The organism is Xanthomonas sp. 4461 (assembly GCF_024806475.1).
Lineage (GTDB): Bacteria > Pseudomonadota > Gammaproteobacteria > Xanthomonadales > Xanthomonadaceae > Xanthomonas > Xanthomonas arboricola_F.
Window position 1 is genome coordinate 1,007,592 of the sequence record NZ_JANTYV010000001.1, and the last position, 17,568, is coordinate 1,025,159.

Consider the following 17,568-nt stretch of genomic DNA (forward strand, 5'->3'; position numbering starts at 1 on the left):
CGACCTGCCATGCTATGCGACGCCCGCAGCGCACACCGGTGCGGGCATCCCTTTCGATGCGATGCGAGCACCCATGATCGACCTGCCCCGCCGCCGTTTGCTGCAAGCCGGCCTCACCAGCGGCGCGGCCGCACTCTCGCCCAGCATCGCACGTGCCGCAGCCATCGCACCGGACCGGCGCAGCGGTACGCTGGAGGATCTGCAGCATGTGGTGATCCTGATGCAGGAAAACCGCGCGTTCGATCATTACTTCGGTGCGCTGCCCGGCGTGCGCGGGTTTGGCGATCGCTTTCCGATTCCGGCCCCGCCGCTGCCGGGCGCGCCCTCGCGCACGGTGTGGCTGCAGCCCAGCGAAGACGGCACGCAGTGGCTCACCCCGTTTGCGCTGGATACCGCCGCGCAATTCGGCTTCATGCGCGTCAAGGGCACGCCGCATAGCTGGCCCGATGCACAGCAGGCCTGGGACCAGGGCCGGCTCGGGCACTGGGCGGCGGCCAAACACAATCATGCGCTGGGCTACTACGGACGCGCGGATATTCCCTTCCAGTACGCGCTCGCCGATGCGTTCACCCTCTGCGATGCGTACCACGCCTCGATCCAGACCGGCACCAATTCCAATCGCGTGTTCCTGTGGACCGGCGGCAACGATCCGCAGGCGCGTAACGGCGGGCCGGTGATCGGCAACTCGCACGACAACTTTCCGGAACTGGGCGGCTTTGCCGAGCCGTATCGCTGGACCACCTATGTCGAACAGCTGCAGCGCGCAGGCGTGTCCTGGCAGATCTATCAGGACATGGCCGACAACTTCACCGACAACCCGCTGGCCGGGTTCGAAGCGTTTCGGCAGGCCTACCGCAATGCGCCTGGCCACGATGCGCAGTTACGCGCGCGTGGCATCAGCACGCGGGGCGTTGAGCAACTGCGCGCGGACGTGATAGCCGGTCGGCTGCCATCGGTAAGTTTCGTCATCGCCGATGCGGCCGGCAGCGAACATCCGGATCCCTCCAGTCCGGCGCAGGGCGCGGCCTACACCGCACGCGTGCTGGATGCGCTGACCGCCGATCCAAAGGTATGGAGCCGCACTGCATTGCTGCTGATGTTCGACGAGAACGATGGCTTTTTCGACCACATGCCGCCGCCGGCACCGCCATCGCCGGACCCGCGCGCCGCAGGCGGGTTTGCCGGCGCCTCCAGCATCCCCACCGACGACGATTACCATTGCCACCCGGCACCGGGCGAGCAGAAAGCGGATCTGCCCGAACTGCGCGGCCGTCCCTACGGCCTTGGTCCGCGCGTGCCGCTGTATGTGGTTTCGCCGTGGAGCCGTGGCGGCTGGGTGGATTCGCAGGTGTACGACCACACCTCGGTGTTGCGCCTGCTGGAACGCCGGTTTGGCGTGCCCGCGCCGGAGATCACGCCATGGCGGCGTGCAGTGTGTGGCGACCTGACCAATGCGTTCGACTTCCGCAACGCCGATGCACGCCCATTCGTCGCCGCGTTGCCCGATGTGGGCGATGCGGCAATGCGTGCAGCAGCCTTGCGGGAGCACACGCTGCCGCCGCTGCCGGCCACCTTGCAGCCGCCCGCGCAACCGTTCGGCGTGCGCCGTTCGCGCGCCGTGCCGTACCGCCCGAGCGTGCAACTGGCGCATGTGCCCGAGCGTGGCGAGGTGCGGCTACGCATGACAAACAGCAGCGCGACGGCAGTACTGCATGTCTACGACCGCTACGACTTGGCGGCGATCCCGCGCCGCTACACGGTGGGCAACGGCGCCACACTGGACGGCGACTGGACCACCTACGACGGCCGTTACGATCTGTGGCTGGTCGGCCCCAACGGATTCCATCGTCACTACCGTGGCGACCTGAGCGCCCCGTTACTGGTGGCTGAGATCGCACAAGATCCGAACGACGCCACATCCGTGTTGCTATCGCTGCACAATGGCGGCGGCGCTGCCGTGCAGGCGGAGCTAAAACCGGGTGCCTATGCAGCCGCGCAGCCGCACGAGCGCCTCAGCATTGCGCCCGGTGCGACCGAGCAGCGCCGTTGGAAAGCGGCAGGAACCGGCGGCTGGTACGACCTGTGGGTGCACCACGACGGCGCGGCCCAGCGCCTGGCTGGTCGTATCGAAACCGGCGCCGACAGCGTCAGCGATCCCGCCATGGGTGGGCCGGCGCGACTGCAGCAGGACAGACCTGTCGTGATCCGCGCGCTGGGTTGAGTGACCGTGCCAGGTTGAATGTTGCTCCTGGCCAGCGACAACCATCGCTTTGCATCACCGCCACTGCGTGGGAGAAAGTCGCAAACTCCGTCACCGCGCCTGCCGAATCGACATGCGCCGCTATCGCCACGTGTCGCTTCGGCAGGCTCACCTTCCAAACGATTCCCGCACCGCGACCGCCACCGCCTTCAACGCCGCATCGCGTGCAGCGTCGTCGACCTTGGCACCATTCAAGTACGTGGTCAGCAACAGTGGCGGCCGGCCCTTCGGCGGCCAGAGGATGGCGATGTCGTTGCGGGTATCGGTGCCGTTGCTACCGGTCTTGTCGCCGATCTTCCAGTCGGCCGTGAGCCCCGCACGCAGGCAGTCGTCGCCGGTGCGGTTGTCGATCATCCAGTCGGTCAGCTGCGTGCGCGAGGCAGGCTGCAGGGCATCGCCAAGCAGCAGCGTACGCAGCGTCGACGCCATGGCCACCGGGGTGGTGGTGTCGCGCGGCTCGCCAGGGGCGAACCCGTTCATCTCCGGCTCGTAGCGGTCACTGCGGGTCTTGGCATCGCCGATGCTGCGCAGGAAGGCGGTCACGCCGGGCGGGCCGCCGACCAGCGGGAACAACAGGTTGGCGGCAGGGTTGTCGCTGTAGATCATCGTGGCCCGGCACAGTTCGCCGACACTCAGCGCGCCACCGACATGGCGCTCGGTGACCGGCGCATGCGACAGCATGTCCGAGGCACGGATGTTGACCGGTTGCGCCAACGACAGCTTGCCCCGGTCCACTTGCTGCAATACCGCGGCAGCCAATACAAATTTGAAGGTGCTGCACATCGGAAAGCGCTCGTTCTCGCGCTGCCCGAGGCGCCAGCCGGGGGCGCTGCCGAGCAGGCTGATGCCCAGGCGACCACCGGTACCACGTTCGATGTCCGCCCATTGTGCCCGCAGCATGTCGTCTATATTCACCGCCGGACTGAGCGCCAGTGCGGGTCTGGACGCCGCAAACAGCATGCCCGCGCCGCTTGCGTACAGGAACTCTCGCCGATTCAACATGTGTTTGCCTCCTTGAGGGAGCCCGCAGTATCGATGCGCACGGCGCAACCGACCATCGCGATGTTTCGATCACAGGCATGAATTGAACTAATCTCTCACGATGCCCCGCCCCCGCCTCCCGCTCAATGCCCTGCGCGCTTTCGAAGCGGCCGCGCGCCATCAAAACCTAACCCGTGCGGCGAACCAGCTGTGCGTGAGCCAGGCCGCGCTCAGCCACCAGATCAAGGCGCTGGAGCAACAGCTGGGCACCAGCCTGTTCCACCGCCTGCCACGCGGGGTGGCGCTGACCGACGAGGGCGCGGCGTTGGCACCGGTGCTGGGCGAGGCCTTCGACCGCATCGCCGCCACCCTGGAGCGCTTCGCCGACGGGCGCTATCGCGAGGTGCTCAACGTCGGCGTGGTGGGCACCTTCGCCACCGGCTGGCTGCTGCCGCGATTGCCGGCCTTTCATGCCGCGCATCCGGATATCGAATTGCGCCTGTCCACCCACAACAACCGGGTCGACCTGGCCGGCGAAGGGCTGGACCTGGCGATCCGGTTCGGCGATGGCGACTGGCAGGGCCAGATCGCGCATGCGCTGATGGAGGCGCCGTTTGCGCCGGTGTGCGCGCCCAGCATGGCGCGCGGCCTGCGCACGCCGGCCGATCTGGCGCAGCTGCCGTTATTGCGCTCCTACCGCCTGGACGAATGGCCGCAATGGTTTCGCGCGGCAGGCGTGGCCGAGGTTGCCGCGCGCGGGACGATGTTCGATTCGTCGTTGACGCTGGCCAGCGCGGCGGCGGCCGGTGCCGGCGTGGCGTTGTTGCCGTTGCCGATGTTTCGCCAGGATCTCGACGCAGGGCGGCTGGTGTGCCCCTTCCCGATACAGATCGATGCCGGACGCTATTGGCTCACCCGGCTGCGCTCGCGCCCGGAAGGCGATGCCGATGCGCGACTGCGCGACTGGCTGGTAGCGGAGCAACAGCGCTCCGGCTAAACGAGCGCGTTGCTGCGCTCAGCGGCGCGCGGACGCCTCGATCCCCTGCACCGCCATGCGGCGAAACGCCTCGTAGTGCGCCTGATCGGCGAACCAGTGCGGGGCGAACAGCTCGAACAAGCGGTCGTTGTGATACAGCAGCAGCACCCGCTCGTTCTCGCGGTAGCGGATGTAATCGGACCAGGGCCGGCGCAGTCGCCCGTCCGCCCAGGTGATTTCCAGCCCGGTCTCGTCCCATGCGAAGGTGTAGGTATGCCGCAGCGCGGCCTGCTGGGCGTGCAGGCGCCTGATCTTTCGTGGCAAGCCCCAGAGGTGCAGCACCGCCAGGCCGATCAAGCCGCCGCCCCCGGCGCCGATCAGCATCGGGCCGATGATTTCGCCGGCCCCGATCAGTTGAAGCAACCCCGCACCGATCAACAGCAGGACCACCAGGATCACGATCAACAGCTTGGCCGTCTGTCGCGCATGCAGGCGCTGCGCGGCCAGATGGTCTTCCAGACTGATGGTGGCGCTGATCATGTTCGCTACCTCCTTGTGCTCGGCCCGACGCGCATCGTAACGCCTGCGCGTTACGCGCCGTCGATCAACTCCATCCACGCAGCTTCCGCTGCAGCCAGCTGCTGCGCCGTCGCCTCGCGGTCGCGACCCAGCACCGCCATCTTGTCGGTGTCGGCATAGTTCCCCGGGTTGGCCAGCTGGCGGTCGAGCTCTGCCAGCGCGGCTTCCAGTTCGCCGACGCGCTTTTCGGCGCTGGCCAGCTTGTGCGGGTTGACGGCCTTTTTCGGCGGCAGCGGCTTGGTCGGCGGTGGCGGGGTCGGTGCCACTTCGGCCATCTTCTGCTTGGTGCCCTGCGCGGCCGGGCGGCTGCGCAACCAGGCGGCGTATTCGTCCAGATCGCCATCGAACGGCTCGACCACGCCATCGGCGACGCGCCAGAAACTGTCGCAGACCAGGCCGATCAGATGGCGATCGTGCGAAACCATCACGATGGCGCCTTCGAAGTCGCTCAGCGCCTCGGCCAGCGCCTCGCGCATTTCCAGGTCCAGGTGGTTGGTGGGTTCGTCGAGCAGCAGCACGTTCGGCTGCTGCCAGGCGATCAACGCCAATGCCAGGCGCGCGCGCTCGCCACCGGAGAAGCCGTCCACCACTTCGAATGCGCGGTCGCCGGCGAAATTCCATTTGCCCAGGAAATCGCGGAACGCCTGATTGGAACCGTCCGGCGACAGATCGCGGAAGTGATCCATCGGCGACTGGCCCTCGTGCAACGATTCCACCGTGTGCTGGGCGAAATAGCCGATCCGCAGGTCCGGATGCGCACTGCGCTCGCCAGACAGCGGCGCCAGCTCGCCCACCAACGTCTTGACCAGGGTGGACTTACCCGCGCCATTGGGACCCAACAACCCGATGCGGTCGCCTGCTTCCAGGCCGAAACCGACATCGTGCAGGATGACCGTGGCAGCGTCGCCCCCATCCGCCCTTCGTGCACCTTCCCCCGCACGCGGGGGAAGGGTGGTCGGAGCCGGATAGCCGGCCTGTAGATGATTCAACCGGATCAGCGAAAACGGCAGCCTGTTGGGCTGGGCGAACTGGATGCGGAACTCGCGCTCGGCGCGCACTGCCTCGGTGCCGGCCATCTTGGCCAGGCGCTTCATGCGGCTCTGCGCCTGGGTGGCCTTGCTGGCCTGCGCCTTGAAGCGGTCGATGAAGCTCTGCAGATGCGCGCGCTCGGCCTGTTCCTTGTCGTGCGCAATCTGCTGCTGGCGCAGGTGCTCGATGCGCTGGCGCTCGAAATCGGTATAGCCGCCGACATACAGCTTGGCGGTGCCGCCGTGCAGATGCAGCGTATGCGTGGCCACGTTGTCGAGGAACTCGCGGTCATGCGAAATCAGCAGCAAGGTACCCGGGTACTTGAGCAGCCACTGCTCCAGCCACAGCACCGCGTCCATGTCCAAGTGGTTGGTCGGTTCGTCCAGCAGCAGCAGGTCGCTGGGCATCATCAGCGCGCGCGCCAGGTTCAGGCGCACCCGCCAGCCGCCGGAGAACGAGGACACCGCGCGGTGGTGGGTGTCAGCCGGGAAGCCCAGGCCATGCAGCAACTTGCCGGCACGCGCCTCGGCATCGTAGGCGCCGAGTTCGGCCATCTTCTGGTGCGCGTTGGCGACCGCTTCCCAGTCCTCGCGCGCGGTGGCCGCGGCCTCTTCCTGCAGGATCGCCGAGACCTCGATGTCGCCGCCGAGCACGAACGACAGCGCCGGATCGGGCAGCGACGGGGTTTCCTGCGAGACGCTGGCGGTGCGCACCTTGCCGGGTAGATCCACGTCGCCCTTGTCGGCTTCCAGCTCGCCCTTCACCGCGGCGAACAGGCTGGACTTACCGGTACCGTTGCGACCCACCACGCCGACGCGGTAGCCGGCATGCATGGTCAGGTCGACGTTGGACAACAGCAGACGCTCGCCGCGTCGCATGGAGAAGTTGCGCAGGGAAATCATTGATGGACAGTCCGATAGAACGAAAAGGAATGAGCAGATGAGCAGCATTCCTGCGACGCCATTCTAGCGTTAACGAATAATTAGCGCCTTCAGGTTGGACGACACGTGCGCTTCGCACGGCCGTGATCGCCACCCGCCCAGTCTAGTTGGCCCCGCTCGGGCTGCCGTTTTCGGAGTTGTCATGAACATCCCCCTGTCTTCGCTTGCGACCGCCGTGGTCGCTGCACTGCTTGCCTCTCCCGCCCTGGCGCAGGATGCGGCGCCCGTCACCGCCAATACCCTGGATACGGTGATCGTCACCGGCACCCGCGTGTCCGACCGCACCGTGGCTGAATCGCAGTCGCCGATCGACATCATCAGCGCCGAGTCGCTGCAGGCTACCGGCACCCCGGAACTGGCCACCGCCCTGGCGCGCGCGCTGCCCTCGCTGAACTTCCCGCGCCCGGCGCTGAGCGATGGCACCAGCGCGATCCGCCCGGCCCAGCTGCGTGGCCTGTCGCCGGACCAGGTACTGGTGCTGGTCAACGGCAAGCGCCGCCACACCTCCTCGCTGCTCAACCTCAACGGCACGATCGGCCGTGGCGCCGCAGCGGTGGACCTGAACACCATTCCGGTGGCGGCGATCGCGCGCGTGGAAGTACTGCGCGACGGCGCCTCGGCGCAGTACGGGTCCGATGCCATCGCCGGCGTGGTCAACATCGTGCTCAAGGGCGCGGAAAAGGGCGGCAGCCTGCAGGCCGGCTTCGGCCAGTATTCGGCCGGCGACGGCAGCAACTACGAGCTGTCCGGCGACACCGGCGTGGCCTATGGTGGCGACCGCGGCTGGCTGCATGTGGCCGCCCAGCTCAACCAGCAGGACCCCACCGACCGTGCGCGCGGCTATGCCGGCGCGCCCAGTGCCTCGCAGCCGGCCGTCGGCCAGAAGGCGTTCAAGATCGGCGACCCCGACGTCAACGCGCAGGCCGCCTCGCTCAACACCGAATACCAGTTCAGCGACAGCATCACCGGCTACGCGTTCGCCACCGCCAGCAACCGCGACATCACCTCGTTCGCGTTCTTCCGCGCGCCGGGCAGCAGCCAGAACCTCCTGTCGATCTACCCGCAGGGCTTTTTGCCGGAGATCCAGAGCTATGCCAAGGACCGCTCGCTAGTGGCCGGCGTGCGCGGCTCCACCGCCAGCGGCTGGGACTGGGATGCCAGCTACAACTACGGCTACAACAAGATCGATTTCCACACCCGCAACACGCTCAACGTCAGCCTGGGCCCGACCTCGCCGACCTCCTTCTACGACGGCGCGCTGGAGACCACGCAGAACATCGTCAACCTGGACGTCAAGCGCGGCTTCGACTGGGGCCTTGCATATCCGGTGACGGTGGCCTTCGGCGCCGAATACCGCAACGAGAAGTGGAACCAGTCGCCGGGCGAAGTGGGCTCCTACTTCCAGGCCGGCACGCTGGCCGGCGGCGCGCAGGGCTACGGCGGATTCGCCCCCAGCGTATCGGGCCAGTATTCGCGCAACAGCTACGCGCTGTACGCCGACCTGGAAGCCGACTTCACCGACAAGTTCTCCGCCGGCCTGGCCGGCCGTTACGAAGACTATGACGACTTCGGCAGCCAGGCCTCGGGCAAGTTGTCAGGCCGCTATGCGTTCACCGACAAGATCGCGCTGCGTGGCACGGTAGCCTCGGGCTTCCGTGCGCCGTCGCTGGCGCAGCAGTATTTCCAGTCCACCAGCACCACCTTCCTGGCCGGCAACCCCAATCCGTTCGAGATCCGCACCTTCCCGGCCGACAGCAACGTGGCGCGCGCCTTCGGTGCCGAACCGCTGGATGCGGAAACCTCGCTGTCCTACAGCCTGGGCCTGGTGCTGCAGCCGACCGATGCGCTCTACCTCACCATCGATGCCTACCAGATCGACGTGGACGACCGCATCGTACTGTCGTCCAACCTCACCGGCACCGGCGTGCGCAGCCTGCTGGAAGCACAGGGCATCTTCGGCATCAACGGCGGGCGCTACTTCACCAATGCGGTGGATACGCGCACGCGCGGCGTGGACGTGGTCGGCAGCTACCGCTGGCAGCTCGCCGCCAGCAGCGTGGACCTGACCGCCGGCTACAACTATTCGGAAACCGAAGTGCGCAGCGTGGCGGACAACCCGGCGGCGCTGTCGGCCAACGGGCTGAGCCTGGAGCGCATCGACCGCACCGAACGCGGCCGCATCGAAGAAGGCTTCCCGCGCGACAAGTTCCTGATCAACGGCAGCTGGAATTCCGATCACTGGACGCTTGCGCTGGGCGCCACGCGCTACGGCAAGTACAGCACGCGCCCGGCGGCGGCGATCAACGACCAGACCTTCGGCGCCAAGTGGGTGGTGGATGCATCGGCCAGCTACAAGGTGGACCGTTGGACGCTGACGCTGGGCGCGGACAACCTGCTGGACGAGTATCCGGACGAAAACAACTTCGCCAACTCCACCAGTGGCCAGTTTCCGTACAGCAATCTGTCGCCGTTCGGCTTCAACGGTGCCTATGTCTACGGTCGTATCAACTACCGTTGGTAAATGCAGCCGACGCCGCTAGCTGCGGCCGACACGGGATCGCGACTGCACGCTGATGGCGTGCAGCGCTGCAGCGTCGATCTCTAATAGCGGCTGACAAAACGTAGCGAACAGTTGTCAGGTGGGGGACGGCGCGGAGGAACCGGAATGTAGCGAGTGGTACATGCCGCACCGAGCACCGGCCGCGCCCGCCTGGCGGTGAACACAGTCGTTTTTGTCAGCCACTCCAGGTTCGATTACACGCCCCGACCGGTCCGGGGCGTGTGCGTTGTTGCGACTGCACGGTTGCAACAGACGCGCAAGCAGGCGCAACCGCTCGGCCAGTAGCGCTCTCGATGCGTGATCCATGCAGGACGCGCACTGCACATGTGCCACGTGCCTGCCATGAAGCGGTGGTGCGCAGGCCTGGCTGCCAGGCTTCCGCTCGCAGTGAAACGCAACGCAACGCGATGACGAGGCATACGCCCGGCTCGTGCTATGACCGGTGCTCCTGTCCTTGCCGGAGTACGCCAATGGAAGCATCGCAGCTGAGTCGGGGCCGCCTGATCGATCACCTGCATCTGGTGGTGCACGACCTGCCGGCAAGCAGACGCTTTTATCAGGCCGTGCTCGAGGTCCTTGGCATTCCCATCGGCGGCGAAGGCGATGGCTACTTCTGGGCCGACGAACTGTTCGTCTCCGACCGCGACACGGTGGCGCAAGGCGTGTTGACCGGCCGCCATCATCTGGCCTTTCAGGCGCACGACGCTGCGATGGTGCAGGCGTTTCATCGTGCCGCGCTGGCCAATGGCGGGCGCGACAATGGCGCGCCTGGGTTGCGGCCCTATCACCCGGGTTATTACGCTGCATTCGTCCTCGACCCGGATGGCAACAACATCGAGGCGGTCTTCCACGGTCCTGCGCAACGCAGCGCCGATGCGGTGCAGATCATCTATTGATGCACAAGTTTCATAACAGGTATCGATGCCCAAAATGGGGCGTCGTAATCCGTTATGCAGCGTGGGGAACTGCAATCGACGCCTCACTTTGGTGCACGATGACAACGTTGGCATGAGCATATGCTCGATGACGGTTGCATGCGCAACGTAACCAAAATTTGACATGTGGTTACGCGTGGTTAATGGTTGAGAACGCACCGCAGCTGCCGCAACGGACGCGGCCTGGGAGGGGGCCCACTGCGTGCATCCGTTCCCCACTCGGAGTTGTTACCGCATGAATTGCAAGTCCAGTCCACTCGCAGTCGCTGTTGTTGTTGCCTTGTCGTTTTCCGCTTCAACCGCAGTTGCGCAGTCGCAAGCTCCCACCCAGAAAACCCTCGACACGCTGATCGTGACCGGTACGCGCGTGGCCGACCGCACCGTGGCCGAATCGGCATCGCCGATCGACATCATCTCGCCACAGGCACTGGAATCGACCGGCACCACCGAGTTGGCTACCGCGCTGTCCCGCGCGATCCCCTCGCTCAATTTCCCCCGCCCCGCCATCTCCGACGGCTCGGACGCGGTGCGCCCTGCGCAGCTGCGCGGCCTGTCGCCCGATCAGGTGCTGGTGCTGGTCAACGGCAAGCGCTATCACAGCACCGCGCTGATCAACCTCAACGACACCCAGGGCCGCGGCTCGTCGCCGGCCGATCTCAACACCATTCCGATCGCGGCGGTGGAGCGCATCGAAGTGCTGCGCGACGGTGCATCGGCGCAATACGGCTCGGATGCGATTGCCGGCGTGATCAACATCGTGCTCAAGGGCAGCGGCGAAGGCGGCAGCGTCAATGGCCGCTACGGCAAGTACAGCGCCGGCGACGGCGAGCAGTATCAGCTGTCCGGCGATGCCGGCTTCAGCTTCGCCGGCACCGGCAAGGTGCATCTGGCTGCACAGGCCGGACACTCGGACCAGACCAACCGCGCATTGCCGTTTGGCGGCCGCGTGGAGCAGCGTTACGGCGACCCGGAGATCGACCAGGGCGCGATCTCGTTCAACGGCGAATACAGCCCCACCGATTACCTGACCTTCTACTCGTTCGGCATGGTCAGCCGCCGCGAGGTGCTGTCCAACGGCTATTTCCGCTTTGCCGGCGACACCCGCAACCGCCCGGAAATCTATCCGGACGGCTTCCTGCCGCAGATCTACAACGTCAGCAAGGACGTGTCCTGGGTCGGTGGCTTGAAGACCTCCACCGAAGGCGGCTTGAACATCGATCTGAGCTACAACTACGGCCAGAACAATCTCACCTTCGATGTGCGCAACAGCTTGAACAACAGCCTGGGGCTGGCCAGCCCCACCGACTTCCACGCCGGTACGCTGGAAGTGACCCAGAACGTGCTAAACGCCGACTTCACCAAGACGCTCGACTGGGGCCTGGCGTATCCGGTCACGCTGGCCTTCGGTGCGGAATGGCGCGGCGAGAAGTTCAACCAGTCGCCCGGCGACGCGGCGTCCTCGGCCAACGGCGGCATTCCGTCGGCGGCCGGTACGCTGATCCCGGGCGCACAGGTATTTCCGGGCTTCAAGCTCTCCGATGCCGGTTACTACAACCGCAACAGCCACTCGGCCTATGTGGACCTGGAAGCGGATCTGACCGAAAAATTCTCCGCAGGCCTGGCCGGGCGCTACGAGAAGTACAGCGACTTCGGCGACACCGCCACTGGCAAGCTGTCGTTGCGTTATGCGTTCACCGACAAGATCGCAGTGCGTGCCACCGCCTCCACCGGCTTCCGCGCACCGTCGTTGCAGCAGCAGAACTTCCAGTCGATCGCCACGCAGTTCCTCAACGTGGCCCAGCCCAACGGCACGACCTCCGCGATTCCGTTCGAGATCGGCACCTTCCGCACCGACAACCCGGCCGCCATCGCACTGGGCGCCGAGCCGTTGAAGGCCGAGGAATCCAACAACTACGGGCTTGGCGTGGTGCTGCAGCCGGTCGAAAACCTGTACATCACGGTCGATGCGTATCGCATCGATATCGACGACCGCATCGTGCTGTCGGAGAACCTGACCTCTGACCGAGTCCGCGGCTACCTGCAGGCCAATGGTTTTCCCGGTATCGGCGGCGGGCGCTACTTCACCAATGCGGTGGATACCAAGACCCAGGGCGTGGATGCAGTCGGTACCTATCGCTGGAACCTGGACGGCGGCAGCGTCGAGCTGACCTCCGGCTACAACTACAACAAGACCGAGGTGGAACGGGTCGCCGACAACCCCGCCGCGCTGGAAGCGATCGCCCCGGGCACCGTGCGCATCGGCCGCGCGGAGCTGGGCCGGATCACCGAAGGCACGCCGCGCGACAAGTTCTTCCTGGGTGGTACCTGGTCGCCGGGCAACTGGTCGTTCACCGGCACCGCCACGCGCTGGGGCGAGTTCACCACCTTCGGCACCAACGCCGGCAGCGACCAGACCTATGCGGCCAAGTGGACGCTGGATCTGGCCGCGTCCTACAAGCTGGGTGCGTGGAACTTCACCGTCGGCGGCGACAATGTGCTCAACGAATATCCGGACCGCCAGCAAGCGGGCCTGGGCACGCGCAACTACCTGCCGTACAGCAGCGCCTCGCCGTTCGGTTTCAACGGTGCGCTGGTGTATGCCAACGTGAACTACAAGTGGTAGTCGCGGGCGCCGGCCGGTAGCGATCGGCGCTCGTCCTGTAAGGCGACGCAGCACAATGCGTTGCCGACCACTGCGTTGTGCGCCCGCACTCTCGCCAACGGGAGTGCGGGCGCTCAGCCCTTGGTTTCGCCGCTTTCGCAAGGACGCCCGGCAAGGATGCACAACGCGCTGCATGGCGCGTTGCAGATCGCCGGCATTGCCGCGGCTGCCGCTTTGCAGCTGCAAAGACCCGGCATGCATGCGCGATCACCCCACGCAGTTGTCTTCCCCCGCTTACACGCACTTCACCGCTGCGTCCTTCATCCCCTTTGAGCCTCGATTCCCATGCACACCTCCAACGCACTCTCGCTGGCGATTTCAGTCGCACTCACCGTCTGTTCCTTCGCTGCCAGTGCGCAGTCGCAACCGACCCAGCCGCAGAAAACCCTGGACACCCTGATCGTCACCGGTACGCGCGTCAGCGACCGCACCGTGGCCGAATCCGAATCGCCGATCGACATCATCACCGAGCAATCGCTGCAGGCCACCGGCGCCACCGACATCGCCACTGCGCTGGGCAAGCTGCTGCCGTCGCTGAATTTCCCGCGTCCGGCCATCTCCGACGGCAATGACGCCGCACGCCCGGCCACGCTGCGCGGGCTGTCGCCGGACGCGGTGCTGGTGCTGGTCGATGGCAAGCGCTACCACACCTCTTCGCTGATCAACTACAACCCGTACGTGGGTCGCGGCTCGGCGCCGGCCGATCTGAACTCGCTGCCGATGTCGGCGATCGCGCGGATCGAAGTGCTGCGCGATGGCGCCTCGGCCCAATACGGCTCAGATGCGATCGCCGGCGTGGTCAATATCGTGCTCAAGCACGGCGCCGCTGCGGGCAGCAACAGCATCTCGGTCAACGGCGGCATCATGGACAAGGGCGATGGCGAGCAGAACGGCATCGACGGGTCGGTCGGCCTGGCCTTCGGCGGCAGCGGCGGAGACACCGCGCCGGGCTGGGTGCGGCTGTCGTGGAACTACCAGAACACCATGAGCACCAATCGCGGCGAAAACACCAACCGCGCCACCACCGTGCCCGGCACACCCAATCCGGGCGGGGTGCCGTACCAGCGCCACGGCGACCCGGCGTCCAACTTCTATCAGGGCCTGGCCGCATTCGGCTACGAGTTCTCGCCCAATGTGGAGCTGTACGGCCACCTGAGCATGAGCCGTCGCGAAGTCACCTCCAACGGCTACTACCGCGCCGCCGACAACACCGCGCGCAATGTGCAGGCGATCTATCCCAACGGCTTCCTGCCGCAGATCTACAACCCCACCAACGACCGCTCGGCCGTGTTGGGCCTAAAGGGCAGCACCGAAAGCGAGTGGAACTGGGACGTGTCGGCCACCTATGGCAAGAACGACATGACCTTCAACATCCTCAACAGCATCAACACCAATCTGTACTACAGCACCGGCAGCTCGCCGACCGACTTCAACTCCGGCGGCTTCGAGACCGAGCAGGGCACGGTCAATGTCGACATCAACAAGTCCTTCGACTGGGGCCTGGCGTATCCGGTCAATGTGGCTTTCGGCGCCGAGCACCGCCAGGACCGCTATGAGATCACCGCCGGCTCGCCGGCCTCGTACTTCTTCGATCCCAACACCATCAATCCCGACACCGGCGCGCCCTACCCCGGCGGCGCGCAGGTGTTCTCCGGCCTGGAGCCGTCGGTTGCCGGCCGGTTCGGCCGTCATAGCAACGCGGTCTACGCCAACCTGGAAGCGGACATCACCGACAAGCTCTCCGGCGGCATCGCCGGGCGCTTCGAAAACTACAGCGATGCCGGCTCCACGCGCTCGGGCAAGCTGTCGGCGCGTTACGCCTTCACCGATACGTTCGCGTTGCGCGGCACCATCTCCAACGGCTTCCGCGCCCCGTCGCTGGCGCAGCAGAACTACGCCTCGGTGGTGACGCTGATCCAGGACGGCGAGCTGGTGCAGGTCGGTACCTACCGCACCTCCGACCCCGTAGCCGTCGCCTTGGGCGCGCGCCCGCTGAGCCCGGAGAAATCCACCAACTACGGCCTGGGCGGCGTGTGGCAGCCCACTGCCAACTTCACCTCCAGCCTGGACGTCTACCAGATCCGCATCTGGGACCAGATCCTGTATTCGGACCAGTTGCAGCTGGCGCAGCCGATCGGCCAGGTGGCGGCGGTGCAGTTCTTCGTCAACGGCGCCACCAGCCGCACCCGTGGCGTTGACTGGATCAACAGCTACCTCGCCGATCTGGGCAGCTACGGCAAGCTCAACCTCAGCGCCAGCGCCAACTACAATAAGACCACCATCCTGGAGTTGTCCAACCCCAACTTCGGCCGCGCCAGCCAGGGCCTGCTCACCGATGCCACCCCGCGCACCAAGTACATGGCCGCTGCGGACTGGTCGATCGGCGGATTTGCGCTGAACTTCAACGCAACCCGCTACGGATCGATCAAGCGCATCAGCGACCCGGCCGATGGCAGCCAGGACCAGACCTACGACGCGCGCTGGCTGTTGAACCTGGCCGCCAGCCAGACCTGGGACGCGTTCACCTTCACCGTGGGTGCGGACAACATCACCAACCAGTACCCGACCAAGGCGCAGCTGACCACCGCCTACGACGACCGCGCCGGCGGCCTGCAGTATTCGTCGTTGTCGCCGTTCGGCTTCAACGGCCGCTACTGGTATGGCCGGGTGACCTACCGGTTCTGATGGCCCAGGTGCGTTGACTGGTGGGCGCCTGCGCTGATCGAAGACGAGGATCAGCGCAGGCGTGGTGCAGGTAGCGTCGCTCGGCCGGCGCTGCCTGTTGCCGTGTTTGCGACGATGCGTGTCTGGGTCTTGGCCGTGTGGCGCATGCAGGGCGACATCCGTCGCATCACCAGGACGCCGGCAAGGCATCCACGCCGCGTAGATTGGCGCGGTCGTTCCAGGTCAGCGTCTCACGCTGCTCCAGGCGCAATGCCGGCAGCTGTTCCAGCAGTGCGGCAAGCGCTGCCTCCATCTCGATCAAGGCCAGCCGGTTGCCCAGGCAGTGGTGGATCCCACCGCCGAACGACAGCGCGCGGCCCTGCTGCCGGCGGATATCCAGTACCTGCGGGTCGTTGAATTGCACCGGGTCGTGATTGGCCGCACCCAGCATCAGATACACCATCTCGCCTTCGTGCAACACGCTCCCGGCGATCTCGAAATCCTGCAAGACCGTGCGCGTGGCCATCTGCACCGAGCTGTCGTAGCGCAGGCATTCGAGCACCGCATTCGGCAGCAACGCTGGGTTCCCCTGCAGCAGCGCCAACTGCTCGGGATGCCGATGCAGGGCGACCAGGGCATTGCAGATCATGTTGGAAGTGGTTTCGTGGCCGGCGAAGAACAGCAGGATCACATTGGAGACGATCTCATCGCTGCTCAGCCGGTGACCTTCGTCTTCTGCGCGGATGAAGCGGGAGATCAGATCGTCGCCGTCGCTGCTTCGACGCGCTTCGATCACGGCATGGAAATAGCGTTCCAGCTGTAGGTACGCCGCGCTGGTGGCCTCCAGCTCCTCGCGCGTCATCATCGGGTCGAACACCTTGGCCAGCGCGCTGGTCGCAGCGCCGACCGTGGTGGCATCGGCAGGGTCGATGTCCAGCATGCGGCAGATGATGCGGATGGGCAGCGGAAAGGCGAAGTCACGCAGCACATCGCAGTGCCCGTGTGCGCGAAAGGTCGCAATCAACGCCGCCGCGGTGTCGCTGGCCACCTGGCGCATGGACTCCATCTGCCGCGCACCGAATGCCTGGGTCATCAGCCCGCGCAGGCGCGTGTGCATCGGCGGATTGACCAGCAGGAACATGCGGCTCATGCCTTGAAACAGCGGCATCTCCACGGCGGCCTCGCCGTAGCGCAAACGGATGCTCTGCAGATAGTCGCGGCCGACGCGCCGGTCGCTGAGCAGGCTGTCGACCACTGCGTAGTGGCCGCTCATCAAGCGACGTTCTGCAACCTCCACCAGCGGCCCCTCGGCGCGCAGGCGTGCGTAGGTCGGATACGGATCCTGGCGAAACTGTTCTGTTGCGAAGTCGCTGAGGCGCATGACCGGGGCTCGTGGGCTTGATCGCGGGATGCGCGATGGGGGCGTAGGGAAAAAGTGCCGACCGCTTGCATGAAGCGACGCCCGAATTGTCGGTTGTCGTCGCGCACCCGCCTTGCGCAGGCGCGAAGCCTTGTCGTCAAACGACAAGCGCTCTGCATCGGCGTAGCTGCGTCAGCGGCTGCGCAGGCCGATGACAGTGCGTCACCGCTTGCGTTCTCGCCTGCGCACCGGTACGCGCATCGCGCAGTGCGAAAAACGAGCGCAGCCATGTGGCGCTTCATCGCGTGCGCTGCAGCGGGAAACAGCAGATGGCGTACACACGCAGACCGTCGCCAGCGCCGGTCACTCGGGAACATGCAGCACGGCATGGCCATGCAGCGGTGCGCCTCTCCAATGCCATTTCGCCCTGCAGCGCCGTCGCAGTGTGCCGTCGATGGCAGCCACTTGGGCTGCCATGCCGCGGGATGTCGCAACCGTCCAAGTCTGTCGGTCGGCATTGCTGACGCATCGCGGCGACCTGCGCGCAACCGCTTACGGCTTGCCCAACATGCCTGCATGCGCTGCGTGTCGCATCGCGTTAATCATGCGCTGTGTACTATG

The 17,568-nt window shown here is 65.9% G+C and carries 10 protein-coding genes and 1 other RNA gene; 6 read left to right on the plus strand and 5 right to left on the minus strand.

Translation table 11 applies throughout. The annotated features are described in order from the left end of the window. Nucleotides 1-73 precede the first annotated feature (73 nt). The gene (locus FHY19_RS04415; RefSeq protein WP_259162146.1) at nt 74-2,221 is read left to right on the plus strand and encodes a phospholipase C, phosphocholine-specific; all 2,148 of its coding nucleotides are present in this window, start codon (nt 74-76) and stop codon (nt 2,219-2,221) included. Between the two features lie 147 nt (nt 2,222-2,368). Here the strand turns inward: FHY19_RS04415 and bla are convergent, their stop codons facing one another. Next, nucleotides 2,369-3,262 carry a class A beta-lactamase gene (bla, locus tag FHY19_RS04420; protein ID WP_259162157.1) on the minus strand — a complete coding sequence of 298 codons (894 nt, stop codon included), beginning with the start codon at nt 3,260-3,262 and terminating at the stop codon, nt 2,369-2,371. Between the two features lie 100 nt (nt 3,263-3,362). On the opposite strand from bla, the gene ampR reads away from it, so the two are divergent. Then, nucleotides 3,363-4,238 carry a LysR family transcriptional regulator AmpR gene (gene ampR, locus FHY19_RS04425; RefSeq protein WP_259162160.1) on the plus strand — a complete coding sequence of 292 codons (876 nt, stop codon included), beginning with the start codon at nt 3,363-3,365 and terminating at the stop codon, nt 4,236-4,238. Between the two features lie 18 nt (nt 4,239-4,256). Here the strand turns inward: ampR and FHY19_RS04430 are convergent, their stop codons facing one another. Further along, nucleotides 4,257-4,757: a YcxB family protein gene (locus FHY19_RS04430; RefSeq protein WP_259162161.1), complete on the minus strand. Its 501-nt coding sequence runs from the start codon at nt 4,755-4,757 to the stop codon at nt 4,257-4,259. A gap of 50 nt (nt 4,758-4,807) precedes the next feature. Then, nucleotides 4,808-6,727: an ABC-F family ATP-binding cassette domain-containing protein gene (locus FHY19_RS04435; protein WP_259162162.1), complete on the minus strand. Its 1,920-nt coding sequence runs from the start codon at nt 6,725-6,727 to the stop codon at nt 4,808-4,810. A 181-nt stretch (nt 6,728-6,908) separates the two neighbouring features. Between FHY19_RS04435 and FHY19_RS04440 the strand changes: the two genes are divergently transcribed. Beyond that, complete coding sequence (locus FHY19_RS04440; RefSeq protein WP_259162163.1) at nt 6,909-9,287, plus strand: TonB-dependent receptor; 2,379 nt, start codon at nt 6,909-6,911, stop codon at nt 9,285-9,287. Nucleotides 9,288-9,375: 88 nt separating this feature from the next. Here FHY19_RS04440 and FHY19_RS04445 read toward each other — a convergent pair. Continuing rightward, nucleotides 9,376-9,449: non-coding RNA, sX9 sRNA (locus FHY19_RS04445), on the minus strand. Nucleotides 9,450-9,796: 347 nt separating this feature from the next. On the opposite strand from FHY19_RS04445, the gene FHY19_RS04450 reads away from it, so the two are divergent. The 3 genes from FHY19_RS04450 (at nt 9,797) to FHY19_RS04460 (ending at nt 15,608) form a co-directional block, all read left to right on the plus strand. Then, nucleotides 9,797-10,222 carry a VOC family protein gene (locus FHY19_RS04450; protein ID WP_259152284.1) on the plus strand — a complete coding sequence of 142 codons (426 nt, stop codon included), beginning with the start codon at nt 9,797-9,799 and terminating at the stop codon, nt 10,220-10,222. A gap of 274 nt (nt 10,223-10,496) precedes the next feature. Then, nucleotides 10,497-12,884 (plus strand): TonB-dependent receptor, encoded by a 2,388-nt coding sequence (locus FHY19_RS04455; RefSeq protein WP_259162166.1) that lies wholly within the window; start codon nt 10,497-10,499, stop codon nt 12,882-12,884. A gap of 324 nt (nt 12,885-13,208) precedes the next feature. Then, complete coding sequence (locus tag FHY19_RS04460) at nt 13,209-15,608, plus strand: TonB-dependent receptor (RefSeq protein ID WP_259162167.1); 2,400 nt, start codon at nt 13,209-13,211, stop codon at nt 15,606-15,608. A gap of 166 nt (nt 15,609-15,774) precedes the next feature. Here the strand turns inward: FHY19_RS04460 and FHY19_RS04465 are convergent, their stop codons facing one another. Beyond that, nucleotides 15,775-16,968 (minus strand): cytochrome P450, encoded by a 1,194-nt coding sequence (locus FHY19_RS04465; RefSeq protein WP_259162170.1) that lies wholly within the window; start codon nt 16,966-16,968, stop codon nt 15,775-15,777. Nucleotides 16,969-17,568: the final 600 nt, after the last annotated feature.

Coding starts and splice junctions, on each gene's coding strand:
- FHY19_RS04415 (WP_259162146.1), top strand. CDS start 74: ATGATCGACCTGCCCCGCCGCCGTTTGCTGCAAGCCGGCCTCACCAGC.
- bla (WP_259162157.1), bottom strand. CDS start 3,262: ATGTTGAATCGGCGAGAGTTCCTGTACGCAAGCGGCGCGGGCATGCTG.
- ampR (WP_259162160.1), top strand. CDS start 3,363: ATGCCCCGCCCCCGCCTCCCGCTCAATGCCCTGCGCGCTTTCGAAGCG.
- FHY19_RS04430 (WP_259162161.1), bottom strand. CDS start 4,757: ATGATCAGCGCCACCATCAGTCTGGAAGACCATCTGGCCGCGCAGCGC.
- FHY19_RS04435 (WP_259162162.1), bottom strand. CDS start 6,727: ATGATTTCCCTGCGCAACTTCTCCATGCGACGCGGCGAGCGTCTGCTG.
- FHY19_RS04440 (WP_259162163.1), top strand. CDS start 6,909: ATGAACATCCCCCTGTCTTCGCTTGCGACCGCCGTGGTCGCTGCACTG.
- FHY19_RS04450 (WP_259152284.1), top strand. CDS start 9,797: ATGGAAGCATCGCAGCTGAGTCGGGGCCGCCTGATCGATCACCTGCAT.
- FHY19_RS04455 (WP_259162166.1), top strand. CDS start 10,497: ATGAATTGCAAGTCCAGTCCACTCGCAGTCGCTGTTGTTGTTGCCTTG.
- FHY19_RS04460 (WP_259162167.1), top strand. CDS start 13,209: ATGCACACCTCCAACGCACTCTCGCTGGCGATTTCAGTCGCACTCACC.
- FHY19_RS04465 (WP_259162170.1), bottom strand. CDS start 16,968: ATGCGCCTCAGCGACTTCGCAACAGAACAGTTTCGCCAGGATCCGTAT.